The following is a 15389-nucleotide window of genomic DNA, read 5'->3' as shown; positions in this document are numbered from 1 at the left end:
GTGCTCCACCGGCGCGGGCGGCCTCGACCGCTGGGAGCCGGTGACGTCGCGGTGCGCTGCCGCATCGACTTCAAGTACGCCCTCGGCCTGGAGCTGGAAGACCCCGGCTTCCACCACAGCGTCCTGTCCGACTTCCGCGACCGGCTCGCGAGGGCGACCGCACCGACCGACCGCTGGGCCTCGCGCTCACCCTGAAACCGGCGGGCCGACTTGCCCCCGGTGACGCGGCGCAGGCGGTCAGCGAGTCCCGGCCGTGCGGCTCGTCCTGATCGGCGCGGTGGGGCTCGACCTCGATGCGGGTGACGGCTTCCTCTTTCGCGCTGCGGATGGTGATGACGTCCTCGCGCCGGGTGCCGGGGGTAAAGGGTTCAGGGGGTGGCCAGCACCGCGTTGGCCCTGGCCAGGACGGTGTTCAGGACGCGGCCTGCGGTGGCCAGGTCCTCGGGCGACAGGTCGCCCCACAGTCGCCGGGTGATCGGATCGATCGCGGCGCGGACCTGCGTCCAACGCTCGCGTCCTTCGTCGGTGACCTGGACGTGGCCTTCGCCGCCGTCGCGCAGGAGCCCTGCGGCGGTCAGTTCGGCGATGCGTTCGGCCACCGACGCCCGGGTGGACTGGGTGGCGCTGCCGACACGGTGGATGAGCTCGGCCCGGGCGACGGTCCCGCCGCTGACCACGGTCAGCGTGAGGGTCACCCACTGGGGTTCGGTGATGCCGGTCCCGGCGAGCTGCCGGTCCAGGATCGCGTTCAGCGCCTTCTCGGTCTGGCCGATGAGCGCGGTGCCGAAGGTCTGGGTTGCGGTCGTCACGATGACCTACCAATCCGTTTCAGTAACTAACGTTTATATCGCTAACGTTTGTGTTGTGAACGAACCTACATCGTTAGTCCGACTAACGCAATAGGGTAGGATCAGCGTCATGAGCAGCGGCGGGCCTGGCGCAGCGCCAGGTGCGAGAGCATCGTGCCTGCGGTCGCGGCCACATCGGACGCGACCGCAGGCGAGAGCCGGACGACCAACTTGCCGGTGACGAGCGGAGAGCGACGTGCCGGTCAGATCGACGGCGACCCTGGCTCCGGCACTGCGCCCGAACTCCTGGCCAAGAGCCGCCACCAGGACCTGGCCGGTCTCGGCCCGCTACGTCCGCCTCGGCGCTGAGACCTCCGCCCGCATCACCGCCGAAGCCGACCCCATCCAGCGGCGCCGCCTCCGCTGACCGCACCACACCATGGCGGCCGACTGCTCATCAGGTCGGCCACACCCGCAGGATCTGCTCGTCATCGGAATCGGGCTCGGCCCGCATTCCGACCGGCCTGCACCTTCCCCAAACTCTCCTTCCAGCGGGCCCGCAATGTCCGCGACGTCGCCCGCTTCACCCTCGACCTGATCGAACGGCAGGCCACGGGGGTCTACAACGTGGCCGCGCCGATCGGCAGGGAGACCGACGGCGGCATGCTCCAAACATGCAAGCAGGCCACCAGTCCGACTGCCGAGCTCGTGTGGATGGAAGAGTCCCGGCTGGCCGAGCGCGGCGTACTGGAGTGGACCGAGATCCCCATCTGGCCGGTACGGCCAAGGCCTCCCGCTCTGCGGTACTCGGGCTGCTGGGTGCCGTGCCGTGTGCCGACTGCCGCCGTTCCAACGCCTCGGGCACGTCGCGATACTCCAGCAGGTGCCGGCCGGCCGGCTCAGCCCCGGCTGCTGGGCGGCCCTGGTGACGCTGCGCTGGTCGAGCAGCGCGTCGAGAGACACCAGCAGGTTGAGGTCCAGGTTCGAGAGCCCCATGACCAACAGCTTGGCCATCGCACTGGTGAGCGACATCACCCATTGCCTCTTCCCTGATGACCATCCCTCCCGCACCATGGTCAACGTCCCCGGCCCGAGAGAGGACCTTCGTGCCCCGCATCCCCGCCACGGCGCCCGTGCACCCTGCGGATCCCGAGGGAGCCATCGCCGCCGCCGCCGAACGGAACTCCAATTGGGGTCGCTGGGGCGTGACCGGCGCCGTGGGCGGACCGGTCAATCCGATCGCAGTCAAGTGATCAAGGAGTCCTGACATGCCCGCCGTGAAGAACGTCCTCATCGTCGGCAGCGGCCTGGCCGGAGCCGGAGCAGCCGTACACCTGGCCTCCGCCGGGGTGGCGGTGGACCTGGTGGAGATCGAGCCGCAGGTCACCGCGCTCGGCTCGGGGATCACCCTGCAGGGCAACGCACTCCGCGAGCTTGACAGGCTGGGCGTCTGGGAACGCGCGAGCGAGCGCGGCTACCCTTTCGACGTCACCGGCATCCGGGCGCCCGACCCGTACGGGACGGTGCTCTTCGAGGTCCCGGATGCCAAGACCGGCGGCCCGGACTATCCCGCCGCGATGGGGATGTCCCGCCCCGAACTGGCCCGCATCCTGCACGACCGCGCCAGGGATGTGGGCGTCAAGATCCGGTACGGGATGACATTCACCGAACTGCGCCAGGACGACCCCGAGGTCGCCGTCACCTTCTCCGACGAGTCCGCCGGGCGGTACGACCTCGTGATCGGTGCGGACGGCATCCGCTCCTCGACCCGCCGTGCGCTGGGCATCGACCTGGAGACCAAGTCGGTCGGCATGGGCATCTGGCGGAGCTTCGGCCCGCGGCCGGCCGGTGTGACACGCACCGACCTCTACTACGGCGGCCCCTCTTATATCGCCGGCTACTGCCCTACGAGTGAGGATTCGCTTTACGCGTACATCGTGGAGGACGCGCAGGACCGCTCCACCCTCACGCCGGAGCAGCAGCTGGCCGTCATGAGGGACCTCTCCCAGGCCTACCACGGACCGTGGGACGAGATCCGGGAGACGCTCACCGATCCCTCCCGGGTCCACTACACGTGGTTCGAGACCCACGTGCTCGCGCCGCCATGGAACCGCGGGCGAGTCGTGCTCATCGGCGACGCCGCGCACACCTGCCCGCCGACCATCGCCCAGGGCGGCGCCCAGGCCCTTGAGGACGCCGCCGTCCTCACGGAGCTCCTGATCACTCATGACGCCGTCGATCAGGATCTCTGGGACGAGTTCCACGCTCGCCGTGTGGGCCGCGCGAAGACCGTCGTCGACGCCTCCAACCAGCTCGCCGCCTGGCAGCTCGCGCGCGAACAGGGCGACATTCCCGGCCTCATGCGAACCATCACGATGCTCGTCAGCCGCCCCGCCTGATCTACCCCTGACCGATCCGTCACCGGAGAAACCGCCCGAACGTCTGATCACCCATCTACGGCACGTCGACCTCGCCGTGCCGACCACGCCAAGCAGCTCGAGTTCTACACTCTGGGGGCTCAAGGCCGAGCACGGCGACACCCGTCTGACCTTCCCGTCCGCCGAGGGGTCGTCCGAGCAGTAGGTCGTCCGGCTGCGCGAGTCGGCCCACAAGCGCATCGACCTCATCGCGTTCGGCGCGGCCAGCCGTGCCGGTCGTGCGGCAGCCGTGTTCACACCGCACGAGGGAAACATCACTCCTGTCATACGCTGTGCCCCGTGCAGGTGGACGTACTGGGGGCGATCAGGGCATCCCACAACGGCTACCTGGTCGATCTCGGTGGTCGCAAGCAGCGGCAGGTGCTCGCGGCGCTCGCGTTGTACGGCGGGCGGCCGGTGTCCGTGGACGCTCTCATCGATCTGTTGTGGGGGGGACGCGCCGCCGCCGAACGCGGTGCCGACGCTGCACGTCTACGTCGCCGGCCTGCGCCGGGCGCTCGAGCCCGACCGGCCCGCCCGCATGCCCGCGAAGGTCCTCGTCACGGTCACGCCCGGGTACGCCCTGCGGCTGTCCGCCGAGGCCGTCGACGCGGCCCGGTTCGACGCCGCCGTGACCACCGCGCACGGCCGTCTCGGCGCGTGGCCCGCCGCCACGGCCGGTTCCGTGGTCAACCGGCCCGATCTCACCGCCGCGGAACTGGCCGAGGTGCTCGGAGAACTCGATGCCGCGCTCGCATTGTGGCAGGGGACCCCGTACGTCGACCTGGATGAGGTGCCCGCGGCCGTCGCGGAGCGGGCGCGGCTGGAAGAGCTGCGCATGGTCGCGATCGAGGACCACGCGGCCGCCCTGCTCGCCCTCGGGCGGCACGCGACGCTCGCGGCGGAGCCGGAGGCGCTGACGGCGGAGCATCCGCTGCGTGAGCGACTGTGGATGCTGCGCGTCCTGGCCTTGGCCGGCGCGGACCGGCAGGCGGACGCCCTGGAGGCGTTACGGCAGGTACGCCGGATCCTCGCCGACGAGCTGGGCCTGGATCCGGGGGCCGCGCTGCGCGAACTGGAGGGCGCGATCCTGCGTCAGGACTCCGCCATCTTCTGGCGGCCCGCCCCCGCTCCGGTCACCGTCACCGCCTCCCCTCCCCCTTTCCGCCCCGTCCCCGCCCGCACCCGCACCCGCGCCCATCGCCGTCCCGGCCGAGGGCCCCGCCGCCGGCACCGACCCGCGGCCCTGGCCGCTCGTCGGCCGCACCGCGGAACTCGCCACGCTGGAGGACCTGCTCGCCGCGGCGGCGCGTGGGATTCCGCAGTTCGCGATGCTGGTGGGCGAGCCGGGCATCGGGAAAACGCGGTTGAGTCAGGAACTGGCGGCCCGGGCGCGGGAGCGGGGTTTCGCGGTGCTCGTGGGCCGGTGCTCGGAGGACGAGAGCGCGCCGCCGCGCGGTACGGCTCGGCGACCCGGTGCTGACCGTGCGTAACACCGACGGCTGGCCGTTGCCGATCAGATCCCTCGGCGCCGAGCCGACGGATGACGGTTTCCTGATCCGGACCGGCCTCGGCTGCGACATCGCCGCCGGTCCGGCCTGCTGACCTTCCCCAGCCATCCCGAGGACTTCAACGGCCAGGAGAACGTCGTGTTCGTCGGCTCCGCCACCCCCGTGCCCGGCGGCGCGCACGTCACCGTGGAACGGGCGCTGGCGGACTCCAGCCTCGCCGGCGGCAGGCTCCGGCGGTTGCGCACCCTCCTGGCCAACGGCCGCGCCCTCGCTCCACGGCTCGCCCACGAGGCCGCCCGCCGCGCCCAGCCGGTTCCCCTCGTCCGGCGTCCACGTTGAATCCGCCCCTCGGACACGGCCGCGCCACGTCCACACCCGCCACAGACTCAGGCCCCGCCGGGGTACGGTGCCGGCGAGGCCCGAGGCGTGCCCGGACCAGGGCGCGATCACGGGCCACACGCTCGATGCGGTCGGCGGCCTCGGTGACGTTCCTGACGAGGGCGATCCGTTCGGGCCGGGGGAACCAGAAGCTCCACTCCCCCTCCGCATCCGGCGCGACCATGATGTGCTCCGTGAGGACCGGAGCCTCAGGGTTCATCACGAAGAGGTGGAGCGAAAACCCCTCACCGCTGCGGAGCCACACGGCGAAGCCCCGGCCTTCGAGTGTGGCGGCGAGCGACTGGAGCGCGTCGCGGACCACCGCCGGATCGGCAAGCCTGCGTACTCATGCCGCGACCGTACGGCCGGCTCACAGGGGCGAACCCAACCACCGGTTGGGGGGTGACATTCAGGCGATGACGCGGGCTTTTGCCGCGAGCTCCAGCAACACAGCCGGAGGACGACGCTTCACCTCGATCATCTCGCCGATGGTCTGCCGTGCGAGCGGGTTGAAGACCACGGTCTCCGTCGACTGTGTCTCCGACATCCGGAGACAGGCGATCAGTTGGTCAATGCCGACTCGTCCTGTACGAAATTGATCAAACTGGATAAGGCGAATCGGCCGGGCGTATAGCTGTCACCGAGAATCACTGTGTGCCGATGCGTGTCGCTGGCGCCTCCGGACGATTGCGCGCGCGATCAAAGCGGAGCCGATAAGGGCTGGGAGCAGCCAGTAGGCAACGGTCGGGAGCCTCTCCCACAACGGCAGGCGGGGGCCGTTGTCGACATAGAAGCCGATCAACAGGAGCACGTAGGACGCGCCCATTGCGAGGATGTGAAGGTCGGGCCGGCGCCCCCGGTTGACGTAGCCCGTCAGCGCGGCGGTAAGGCCAAGGGTGCCGATGACGAACAGGTGGACGTTCTCCCGCCAGCGGATCACCGACATGACGGTCAGGGTGAGGTAGACCACGGCCCACGCCCACAGGTAGACGCGGCCGAACCGCCGGTGCCGTGGGCTTCCCTTCCATGTCAGCGCGGCGATCGCACCGCAGCACACGCAGGTGATCCCTGCAGTGATGTGGATGGCGAGTGCGAGAGCAATGCTTAGAACCTGTGGATCTTCAGGGAAGGGGTGTACCTTCCCGATGATCATGTAGGTCTCATGCATGACCGACGCGCCAACGTCGGTCGGGAAGGCACACCCGTGCTCACCGTAGTCCCTGACCCCGCTGACGGCGACCGCCGCATGACAGACGGCCCGGTCTCCTCCTCCCTGATCGACGAGATCGTCCGGGAAGGCGCCCGCAGGATGCTCGCCGAAGCGCTCAAAGCCGAAGTCGACGCCTATATCGCCCAGTTCTCCGATCAGCGTGACGACGATGGACGCCGTCTGGTCGTGCGCAACGGCTACCACGCCGCGCGCGAGGTGCTCACCGCGGCCGGCGCGATCGAGGTCAAAGCGCCCAGGGTCAACGACAGGCGCGTCGATGAGGTCACCGGCGAGCGCAAGCGCTTCTCCTCGGCGATCCTGCCGCCCTGGGCGCGCAAGACACCGAAGATCACCGAAGTGCTGCCCTTGCTCTACCTGCACGGCCTGTCCTCCGGTGACTTCGTCCCGGCGCTGGGGCAGTTCCTCGGCTCGGCGGCCGGCCTGTCGGCGCCGGTCATCACGAAGCTGACCGAGCAGTGGAAGGCCGAGCAGCGCGCCTTCGCCGACCGTGACCTGTCGGGCGTGGACTACGTCTACCTGTGGGCCGACGGGGTGCACGTCAACGTCCGCCTGGAGGAGCACCGTTTGTGCCTGCTGGTGATGATCGGCGTGCGCGCCGACGGCCGTAAGGAGCTCATCGCGCTGTCCGACGGCTACCGCGAGTCGACCGAGTCGTGGGCCGACCTGCTGCGCGATTGCAAACGGCGGGGGATGCGCGCGCCGGTGCTGGCCGTCGGGGACGGCGCACTGGGGTTCTGGGCCGCCCTCGGTGAGGTGTTCCCGCAGGCCAGGGCTCAAAGGTGCTGGTTTCACAAAATCGCCAACGTGCTGGGAGCCATGCCGAAGTCCGCACAGAGCGGCGCGAAGAAGGCGTTGGCGGAGATCTGGAACGCCGAGGACAAAGACCACGCCCTGGCGGCGGTGAAGGCGTTCCAGGCCGCTTACGGGGCCAAGTACGGCAAGGCCGTGGCCAAGGTCGTCGACGACGTGGACGAACTGCTGGCCTTCTACGACTTCCCAGCCGAGCATTGGGTGCATCTGCGCACGACCAACCCCATCGAGTCGACGTTCGCCACAGTCCGGCACCGCACCAAGGTCACCAAAGGCCCCGGTTCACGGGCGGCAGGGCTGGCCATGGCGTTCAAGCTGATCGAGTCGGCCCAGGCCCGCTGGCGCGCGGTCAACGCACCCCACCTCGTCGCCCTGGTCCGCGCCGGGGCCACCTTCGTCAACGGCAAGCTCGTCGAACGCCCCGACGATCAGCCCTCACCAGCAGCTGCTTAGGAACTCGTGATCCACAGGTCTTGACGATTGCTCCGAGTGCGACGAAGAAGACCGGTCCGGCGTTGGGGATCGGAGTGCCCAGGATGTCGATGTGGTCCATCGCATCTCCAATACGTAGCGTCCCTACATGTAGGGACGCTACTCCGGGTCTTGGCGTACAGGAAGAGCAGATATAGCGTTACTACCTATGAGGGCAGAAGCACTGAAAGGGCACCTGGACGGCCTCCTGCTCGCCACACTGGAGGACGGGCCGCAGCACGGCTACGCCGTGAAGGAAGCCCTGCGCGACGCCACAGGCGGCAAGCTCGATCTGCCCACCGGCACCGTCTATCCGGCGCTGCACCGGCTGGAGCGCGCGGGACTGATCAAGGGGAGCTGGTCGGTGGTGGGCGGTCGCAGACGGCGCACTTATGAGCTGACCGAGCAGGGGCGGCGCTCTTTGGCGGGGGCACGCGACCAATGGCAGGAGTTCGCCGCGGTGATATCCGCGGCGCTGGGTGGTGGACCGTGGCCGGCCACGAACTGATCGAACGCCACCTGCGGACGCTCGCCGAACGTCTGCCCGGCTCCGTGGTCGACGAGCTCGCCGACGGACTGCTCGCCTCGTACGACGACCAGATGGAGCGGCTCGGGGACCCGGATGCGGCAGCCCGGGCCGCCCTTGCGGACTTCGGCGACGCCGACGCCGTCACCGCCGCCTTCGTTCGCGCCTCACCGGCTCGGCACGCCGCGTTCACGCTGCTCGTGGCCGGACCGATCGTCGGCCTGTGCTGGGGCACCGCTCTTATCACCGCCGACGGCTGGGCCGCGGCGATCCCACTGGCCGCACGCCTGGCCTTCGGCCTCCTGCTCGGCTCGGCCGTGCTCATGCTCGTGACCGCCGTCCGGGAACAGCGGCACTATCACACCGTACGGCTGGCCGCCCTGGGCGGCGCGGGAACCGTCGCCGTCCTGGACACGGTCATACTGGGCACGGTCGTCACGCTTGTGCCACCGCCGTCCTTGCTGCTGCTCGTGGCGCTGACCGGCAGCGTCGCGAGGATCATGCTGGCGATACGAGCCATCCCAACACTGATCACACGCCTATGACCATGCTGCGGCATCGTCTCGCGGGGATGCCGGCCCGCCGGCAGGAGGAACGCGACGGGGCGCTGCCGCCGACCGGAGTACGCCCGCGCGAGGACACCCGGGGGTGGCGGCAAGAGCGGCGAGATCAGCTTTCTTGCTGCGCATCGATCTCGGCGATCAAAGCCTGGACGCGGGTGTTGATCTCGTCGCGGATCGGCCGGACGGCCTCGACGCCCTTGCCTGCGGGGTCGTCCAGTGCCCAGTCGAGGTGCTTCTTACCAGGAAAGATCGGGCAGGCATCCCCGCAGCCCATGGTGATGACGTAGTCGGAGGCCTGCACCACCTCGGGGGTTAGCACCTTGGGGGTCTGGCCGGAGATGTCGATGCCGACCTCCTTCATCGCCGCCACGACGGCCGGGTTCACCTGCTCGGCGGGCAGCGACCCGGCGGAGCGGACCTCGATGCGGTCGCCGGCAAGCTGGGAGAGGAATCCGGCGGCCATCTGGGAGCGGCCGGCGTTGTGCACACAGACGAACAGAACCGACGTGGTTGTAGCGGTCGTGAGCATCTTCCTTTTCTTTCTCGCCAATAGTGGTGGCGGGCAGGCGCGGGGCAGGGTGGCGAGCAGGTCGGTGACTCGCCCGTCGATCGCGTCGCGAATGGCGTGCCGAAGGTGGGCCGGGGCGTCAGGTTCGCATCAGCGCCGGCTGATGTGAAAGTATCAGTACATGCTGATGTCAGTCGACACTGATCTGTTGCGGGTGCTGGCCGATCCCCTGCGGCTGCAGATCGTGACCCTGCTCGCCCGGGAAACGCTGTGCACCACGCACCTGGTGGAAGAGACCGGCGCGCGGCAGACCAACCTGTCCAACCACCTGAAGGTGCTGCGGGACGCCGGGGTGGTGGACACCGAGCCGTGCGGCCGGTTCACCTACTACCGGCTCAAGCCTGACGTCATCGCCTCCTTGGCCGGGCAGTTCGCCGAACTGGCCGATACCGCCCGTGCCACCGCCGCCGCCGGCAGGAAGAGGGCCTGCCCATGACGGCCCCCGAGCCCGCGCACGCCGCGCCCAGCGGCGTGGCGGGCAAGCTGTCGCTGCTGGACCGTTTCCTTGCGGTGTGGATCCTGGCCGCCATGGCCCTGGGCCTCGGTCTGGGCCGCGGCGTCCCGGGACTGAACGCCGTGCTGTCGAAGGTCGCGATCGGCGGCATCTCCCTGCCGATCGCTCTCGGTCTGCTGATCATGATGTATCCGGTGCTGGCCAAGGTCCGCTATGACAAGCTCGACGCGGTCACCGGCGACCGCCGCCTGATGATCTCTTCGCTGGTCGTCAACTGGATCATCGGCCCGGCCGTGATGTTCGCCCTGGCCTGGATCTTCCTACCTGACCTTCCGGAATACCGCACCGGTCTGATCATCGTCGGCCTGGCCCGCTGCATCGCCATGGTCATCATCTGGAACGACCTGGCCTGCGGCGACCGCGAGGCCGCCGCCGTCCTGGTGGCGCTCAACAGCGTGTTCCAGGTCCTGGCGTTCGGCCTGCTCGGCTGGTTCTATCTGCAGGTGCTGCCCGGCTGGCTCGGCCTCGGCCAGGGGCAGCACCTCGGCATCTCCTCATGGAAGATCGCCCTCAACGTCGTCATCTTCCTCGGCATCCCGCTGCTGGCCGGATTCCTCACCCGCCGCCTCGGCGAGCGCAGGCTCGGCCGCCAGCGATACGAGAGCGTGTTCCTGCCGAAGATCGGCCCGTTCGCACTGTACGGGCTGCTGTTCACGATCGTGATCCTGTTCGCTCTGCAGGGCAGGACGATCACCTCCGAGCCCGCCGACGTCGCCCGCATCGCGCTGCCGCTACTGGCCTACTTCGCGCTGATGTGGTTCGGCACCTTCGCCCTCGGCAAGACCCTGGGCCTGCCGTACGACCGGACCGCCACGCTGGCCTTCACCGCGGCCGGCAACAACTTCGAGCTGGCGATCGCGGTGGCCATCGCCACCTTCGGCGTCACCTCCGGCCAGGCCCTGTCAGGGGTCATAGGACCGCTGATCGAGGTCCCCGTGCTGGTGGCGCTGGTCTACGTCTCCCTCGCCTGGCGGCGCAGACTCGCCCCCGCCACCCCCTGACAAGACACCCGTCGGCGGCACGTGTGCTGCTCCGGTAAGTCCACAGCGGACCCGCTGCATACAGGCCCGAACAGTGTTCTCAGACGCGTGCAGCGCCGGTCAGCAGCCGGCCCATCCCGGCCAGCACGCTCGGCTCGACCCGGTAGTACACCCACGTGCCCCGCCGCTCGGAGGCCAGCAGACCGGCCTCCCTCAGCTTCTTCAGATGGTGAGAGACGGTCGGCTGGGAGACCCCGACATCGGAGATGTCGCACACGCACGCCTCGCCGTCCGGCGCGGAGGCCACCGCGGAGAACAGGCGTAGCCGCACCGGGTCGCTGAGCGCCTTGAACATCGCCGCCGTCCGCTCGGCTTCTGCGGCCGTGAGCGTGCGTTCGGTGAGCGGCGGGCAGCACGGCACGACATCAGGCTCCAGCACTGGCAGCGTCCGCGTATTCGACATGCATCTATGTTGACATACGTCGAACCAACGCGTGAGGGCCCACCAGTGCATCCGCCGCAGTGGGTGACGCACGGCCGGTCAGCGGCGCAGGCGTGCAGCCAGCCGGCGGGCGGCGCGGGCGGCGTCCCGGCCCACCCCGCGCAACGAGTTGGACGACAGGCTGCGCTGCCATTCCAGCCCGACGTAGGCGAGCAGAGGATGGGTGAGCGAGGCGCCGTCGCGGTGTAGCGGACGCCCGGCCGCGTCCAGCACGCCGAGCCCTGCCAGATAGGGGAGATCGGGGCGGTAACCGGTGGCCAGCACGATCGCATCCACCTGCTCGGTCGTGCCGTCCGCCCAGGTCACCTTGCCGTCGCCGGCCTCGGTGAACAGGGCACGCCGATCCGGGGCGTCGACGTCCAGGGCTGAGCGGTAGCGGCCGTCGTCGAGGACCGGCTGCGTCGGAGGTGTGCGCAGCAGGCGGCCCAGCGGCGCGGTGTCCAGCCCGGTGACGGTGAGCCAGAAGTGCAGGTCCCGGCCGAGCAGGTGCTGACGGGCGAACCGCACCGGAGCGCGGGTCGCCAGCGTCACCCGCGCCACCGTGGCGAGTTCGGCGGCGATCTGCACCGCGGAGTTGCCCGCCCCGATCACGATGACTCGCTGACCGGCGAACGGCTCCGGGGTCCGGTAGTCGGCCGCGTGCAGCACCGTCCCGGTGAAGTTCTCCAAACCGGGCAGCGCCGGCCGGTAGGGGTTGCCGAAGGTTCCACTCGCCGCGACCACCGCGCGCGCGGCGAGGCGGCTGCCGTCCTGCAGGGTGATGCCGAACCCTTCGCCCTCCGCGCTGACCTCCGCCACGCGGGCACCGGTGCGAATGCCGGCGTCCAGGCGGGCGGCGTAGGCGGTGAGGTAGTCCACCACCTCGTCACGGTGCGGGTAACGGTCCGGGTCGCCGCCGAACGGCATCCCCGGCAGCGAGCTGTAGCGGGCCGGGGAGAACAAAGTGAGGCTGTCGTAGTAGTGCGGCCACGACCAGGCCGGCCGGTCCGCGGCCTCCAGCAATACCGGCGTCACCCCCTCTCGTCGCAACGCGTACGCCGTGGCCAGCCCCGACTGGCCGCCCCCGATCACCACAACCTCGGCTTCCATGACGAACCCTCTTCCTATTTCGATGAATGTCTATGTTGACGAACATCGAAACAGATGCCATGCTGGCCGCGCAACTCATAGACGAATGTCGAATCAGAGGAGACGCCGTGACCACGTCCGCCGCCGAACTGCCTGTCATCGTGATCGGAGCCGGTCCCGTCGGCCTGGCCGCCGCCGCCCACTTGGTCGAACGCGGACTCGACCCACTGGTGCTGGAGGCCGGCCCGGCGGCCGGATCCGCCGTCCGGGATTGGTCACACGTGCGGTTGTTCTCCACCTGGGGCGAGGTCGTCGACCCCGCCGCCGAAAAGCTGCTAGCCCCGACCGGCTGGGTCCGCCCGGACGCGGCGACGTACCCGACCGGCGGAGACTGGGCCGAGCAGTACCTGCAGCCGCTCGCCGACGCCCTCGGCGACAAGGTCCGCTACACCACCACAGTCACCGGCGTGGCCAAGGCCGGACGAGACCGGATGGTCGACTCCGGCCGCGACGAGCAGCCCTTCACCGTGCACGTACGCACCGGCGACGGCGGTGAAGAGCGCATCAGTGCCCGTGCGGTCATCGACGCCTCCGGCACCTGGACCACCCCCAACCCGCTCGGCGGCGACGGGCTGCCCGCCCTCGGTGAAAAGAGCGCGACCGACCGCATCTCCTACCGCGTCCCCGACCTGCGGGACCCGGCCGTACGCGCCCGGTACGCCGGTCGGCGCACCGCGGTGGTCGGCTCCGGCGCCTCGGCCTTCACCGCGCTGGCGGCCCTTGCCGACCTGGCCGAGCAGGAGCCGGGCACGCACGCGGTCTGGGTCCTGCGGCGGAGCATCGGCGCGGGCACCTTCGGCGGCGGCGAGGCCGACCAGCTTCCCGCACGCGGCGCCCTCGGCCTGGCGGCCAAGGCCGCTGTCGAGGCCGGCCACGCCAGCGCGGTCACCGGCTTCCGCACCGCCGCGATCGAGCATGACGGCGACCGCCTGGTCCTCGTCGCCGACGACGGCCGGGCCACCGAACCGGTCGACGAGGTCATCGTGCTGACCGGATTCCGCCCCGACCTGTCGTTCCTGTCCGAGGTGCGCCTCGGCCTGGACGAGCGCCTCCAGGCCCCGCTCGCGCTGGCGCCGCTGATCGACCCCAACGTGCACTCCTGCGGCACCGTCTACCCCCACGGCGTGAACGAGCTGTCCCACCCCGAGCAGGGCATCTACCTGGTCGGCATGAAGTCCTACGGCCGCGCCCCGACGTTCCTGGCCATGACCGGTTATGAGCAGACGCGCTCCATCGCCGCCGCCCTGGCCGGCGACCGAGAGGCCGCCGAACGCGTCGAGCTCGTCCTGCCCGAGACCGGGGTGTGCGGCGGCTCCGGCCTGTTCGACCAGGCGGACACGGCGCAGGCGTCCGGTGGCTGTTGCGCTGCCCCGGCCACGCTGCAGATCGGTATCGGCGCTCCCGTCTCCTCCGGCGGCTGCTGACCCGGTGACCGACCTTCACGATCACACGGCCGCGACCGGAGATGACGACCGGTCGCGGCCGCGTGCCGTCCTGCCCGCCCTGTGCGCCACCCAGATCACCAGCTGGGGCGTGGTCTACTACGCCTTCCCGGTGCTCAACCCGGCCATCACCGCAGACACCGGCTGGCCGGCTCCCGCCACCACCGCGGCCTTCTCCGCCGCCCTGCTCGTCTCCGCCTTCGCCGGCATCCCCGTCGGCCGCATCCTGGACGCCCGCGGCCCACGGGCGGTGATGACCATCGGGTCCATCCTGGCGACGCTCAGCGTGCTGGCCGCCGCCTGCGCGCCCACTCTGCCATCCTTCACCGCGGCCTGGCTGCTGGCCGGGATCGCCATGGCGGCCACCTTCTACCAGCCGGCTTTCGCCGCCGTGACCCGCTGGTGGGGACCCGACCGCGTCCGCGCGCTCACCATCGTGACCCTCGCCGGCGGGCTGGCCTCCACCGTCTTCGCCCCCCTGACCGCCGCCCTCGCCGAGCACCTGTCCTGGCGCACCACCTACGTGGTGCTCGCCGCGATCCTGGCCGTCGTCACCATCCCGGCCCACGCTCTCGCGCTGAGAACCCCCTGGCCCCTCGCTCCATCGCCGCCGTCCGGGCAGCCTGCACATGGATCTGGCGATGCACTGGTGAACGTGGCCAGGAGCAGGCCGTTCCTCCTGCTGACTGCCGCGCTGACCGCCTCCGCCTTCGCGATGTACGCCGTCGTCATCGCGCTGGTTCCCCTTCTCACCACGCGTGGTGCCTCTACCACGGCCGCCGCCTGGGCACTCGGCCTGGGCGGAGCCGGTCAGACCCTCGGCCGCACCCTCTACGCCACCCTCGCCCGCCGCACCGACGCGAGGCTCCGCACCGCCGCGCTGATGGCGGCCGGTGGCGCCACCACCGCCGCCCTGGCCATCATCCCCGGACCGATTGCACTACTCACCGCGATCGCCGTCGCCGCAGGCATGGTGCGCGGCAACCTCACCCTGCTCCAGGCCACCGCCGTCCCCGACCGCTGGGGCACCGCCCACTACGGCCGCCTGTCGGGCCTGCTGGCCGCCCCCGCCACCATCGCCGCAGCTCTGGCTCCCTTCGCCGGGGCCGTTCTCGCCCCACCCCTGGGCGGATATCCGCAACTGTTCACTCTGCTTGCGGCCATGTCCGCCCTCGCCGGTCTCCTCGCCCTGGGCACCGGCCCCAACCGCATCAGGCACTGACACCACCGGTGACATCAGATGGCCGGGCTACGGCGTTCGATCATGACGACGTCGCGCCAGACGCCGTGGTGGCGTCCGATGCGTTCGCGGGTGCCGAGGACGCGGAAGCCGGCCACCTGGTGCAGAGCCAGGCTGGCCGTGTTCTCGGGGAACACACCGGATTGGATGGTTTAGATGCCGGCGTCCTCGCTTGCGGTGACGAAGGCGTCCAGAAGGGCACGCCCCAGGCCCCGGGAACCGTAATCGGCGTGGACGTAGATGCTGTGTTCGACGACGCCCGCATAGACAGGACGGGCGGAGCGGGAGGCAGCCACCCAGGCGCCTGGGGCGCCCGGCTT

The 15389-nt window shown here is 70.3% G+C and carries 17 protein-coding genes and 2 pseudogenes; 13 read left to right on the top strand and 6 right to left on the bottom strand.

The window, feature by feature from the left end; genetic code table 11:
- Positions 1-48 precede the first annotated feature (48 nt).
- Positions 49-156 (top strand): annotated as a pseudogene (locus OHB01_RS26295) (transposase); the annotation flags it as partial.
- Positions 157-368: 212 nt separating this feature from the next.
- Here OHB01_RS26295 and OHB01_RS26290 read toward each other — a convergent pair.
- Positions 369-809 carry a hypothetical protein gene (locus tag OHB01_RS26290; RefSeq protein WP_328709773.1) on the bottom strand — a complete coding sequence of 147 codons (441 nt, stop codon included), beginning with the start codon at positions 807-809 and terminating at the stop codon, positions 369-371.
- Between the two features lie 235 nt (positions 810-1044).
- Between OHB01_RS26290 and OHB01_RS26285 the strand changes: the two genes are divergently transcribed.
- From OHB01_RS26285 to OHB01_RS26270, 5 genes and pseudogenes are all read left to right on the top strand, one after another.
- Positions 1045-1215, top strand: coding sequence for a hypothetical protein (locus tag OHB01_RS26285; protein WP_187280775.1), 171 nt, complete (start codon positions 1045-1047; stop codon positions 1213-1215).
- Positions 1216-2056: 841 nt separating this feature from the next.
- The gene (locus OHB01_RS26280) at positions 2057-3187 is read left to right on the top strand and encodes an FAD-dependent monooxygenase (RefSeq protein WP_328854097.1); all 1131 of its coding nucleotides are present in this window, start codon (positions 2057-2059) and stop codon (positions 3185-3187) included.
- A 559-nt stretch (positions 3188-3746) separates the two neighbouring features.
- Positions 3747-4286, top strand: a pseudogene (locus OHB01_RS39965) (AfsR/SARP family transcriptional regulator); the annotation flags it as partial.
- Positions 4258-4698: a BREX system ATP-binding domain-containing protein gene (locus tag OHB01_RS39960; protein ID WP_419197594.1), complete on the top strand. Its 441-nt coding sequence runs from the start codon at positions 4258-4260 to the stop codon at positions 4696-4698. The pseudogene OHB01_RS39965 and the gene OHB01_RS39960, both read left to right, overlap by 29 nt.
- Positions 4699-4854: 156 nt before the next feature.
- On the top strand, positions 4855-5055 hold the full coding sequence (locus OHB01_RS26270; RefSeq protein ID WP_328854095.1) for a hypothetical protein: 201 nt from the start codon (positions 4855-4857) through the stop codon (positions 5053-5055).
- Positions 5056-5731: 676 nt separating this feature from the next.
- Here the strand turns inward: OHB01_RS26270 and OHB01_RS26265 are convergent.
- Entirely contained in the window at positions 5732-6247 is a 516-nt protein-coding gene (locus OHB01_RS26265; protein ID WP_328854094.1) for a hypothetical protein, read from the bottom strand.
- Positions 6248-6298: 51 nt separating this feature from the next.
- Between OHB01_RS26265 and OHB01_RS26260 the strand changes: the two genes are divergently transcribed.
- The 3 genes from OHB01_RS26260 to OHB01_RS26250 all read left to right on the top strand — a co-directional run bounded on the left by OHB01_RS26260 (position 6299) and on the right by OHB01_RS26250 (position 8677).
- Entirely contained in the window at positions 6299-7588 is a 1290-nt protein-coding gene (locus tag OHB01_RS26260) for an IS256 family transposase (protein WP_419197551.1), read from the top strand.
- Positions 7589-7775: 187 nt separating this feature from the next.
- A complete protein-coding gene (locus tag OHB01_RS26255; RefSeq protein ID WP_142647773.1) occupies positions 7776-8114 on the top strand; it encodes a PadR family transcriptional regulator in 339 nt (112 codons plus the stop codon).
- A complete protein-coding gene (locus OHB01_RS26250; RefSeq protein ID WP_147945163.1) occupies positions 8096-8677 on the top strand; it encodes a hypothetical protein in 582 nt (193 codons plus the stop codon). The genes OHB01_RS26255 and OHB01_RS26250 overlap by 19 nt, the downstream gene beginning before the upstream one ends.
- A 124-nt stretch (positions 8678-8801) precedes the next feature.
- Here OHB01_RS26250 and OHB01_RS26245 read toward each other — a convergent pair whose 3' ends face one another.
- Positions 8802-9224 (bottom strand): arsenate reductase ArsC, encoded by a 423-nt coding sequence (locus OHB01_RS26245; RefSeq protein ID WP_328854093.1) that lies wholly within the window; start codon positions 9222-9224, stop codon positions 8802-8804.
- A 160-nt stretch (positions 9225-9384) separates the two neighbouring features.
- On the opposite strand from OHB01_RS26245, the gene OHB01_RS26240 reads away from it, so the two are divergent.
- Positions 9385-9699 carry an ArsR/SmtB family transcription factor gene (locus OHB01_RS26240; RefSeq protein ID WP_142647779.1) on the top strand — a complete coding sequence of 105 codons (315 nt, stop codon included), beginning with the start codon at positions 9385-9387 and terminating at the stop codon, positions 9697-9699.
- A complete protein-coding gene (arsB, locus tag OHB01_RS26235) occupies positions 9696-10778 on the top strand; it encodes an ACR3 family arsenite efflux transporter (protein WP_142647781.1) in 1083 nt (360 codons plus the stop codon). Before OHB01_RS26240 ends, arsB begins: the two co-directional genes overlap by 4 nt.
- 79 nt (positions 10779-10857) lie before the next feature.
- Here the strand turns inward: arsB and OHB01_RS26230 are convergent, their stop codons facing one another.
- Both OHB01_RS26230 and OHB01_RS26225 read right to left on the bottom strand, forming a co-directional pair.
- Complete coding sequence (locus OHB01_RS26230) at positions 10858-11220, bottom strand: ArsR/SmtB family transcription factor (RefSeq protein WP_142647783.1); 363 nt, start codon at positions 11218-11220, stop codon at positions 10858-10860.
- A 78-nt stretch (positions 11221-11298) separates the two neighbouring features.
- Positions 11299-12348 carry a flavin-containing monooxygenase gene (locus tag OHB01_RS26225; protein WP_328854092.1) on the bottom strand — a complete coding sequence of 350 codons (1050 nt, stop codon included), beginning with the start codon at positions 12346-12348 and terminating at the stop codon, positions 11299-11301.
- A gap of 107 nt (positions 12349-12455) precedes the next feature.
- On the opposite strand from OHB01_RS26225, the gene OHB01_RS26220 reads away from it, so the two are divergent.
- Complete coding sequence (locus tag OHB01_RS26220) at positions 12456-13811, top strand: FAD-dependent oxidoreductase (RefSeq protein WP_328854091.1); 1356 nt, start codon at positions 12456-12458, stop codon at positions 13809-13811.
- A 4-nt stretch (positions 13812-13815) separates the two neighbouring features.
- Positions 13816-15051 carry an MFS transporter gene (locus OHB01_RS26215; RefSeq protein ID WP_328854090.1) on the top strand — a complete coding sequence of 412 codons (1236 nt, stop codon included), beginning with the start codon at positions 13816-13818 and terminating at the stop codon, positions 15049-15051.
- Positions 15052-15065: 14 nt separating this feature from the next.
- On the opposite strand, the gene OHB01_RS26210 is transcribed toward OHB01_RS26215, so the two are convergent.
- The gene (locus OHB01_RS26210) at positions 15066-15206 is read right to left on the bottom strand and encodes a GNAT family N-acetyltransferase (protein WP_205830228.1); all 141 of its coding nucleotides are present in this window, start codon (positions 15204-15206) and stop codon (positions 15066-15068) included.
- Between the last annotated feature and the right edge of the window lie 183 nt (positions 15207-15389).

It is taken from the genome of Microbispora hainanensis (genome assembly GCF_036186745.1).
Taxonomy (GTDB): Bacteria; Actinomycetota; Actinomycetes; order Streptosporangiales; family Streptosporangiaceae; genus Microbispora.
The sequence above is the reverse complement of the archived record's forward strand: the minus strand, read 5'-3'. Positions and strand labels throughout refer to the sequence as shown.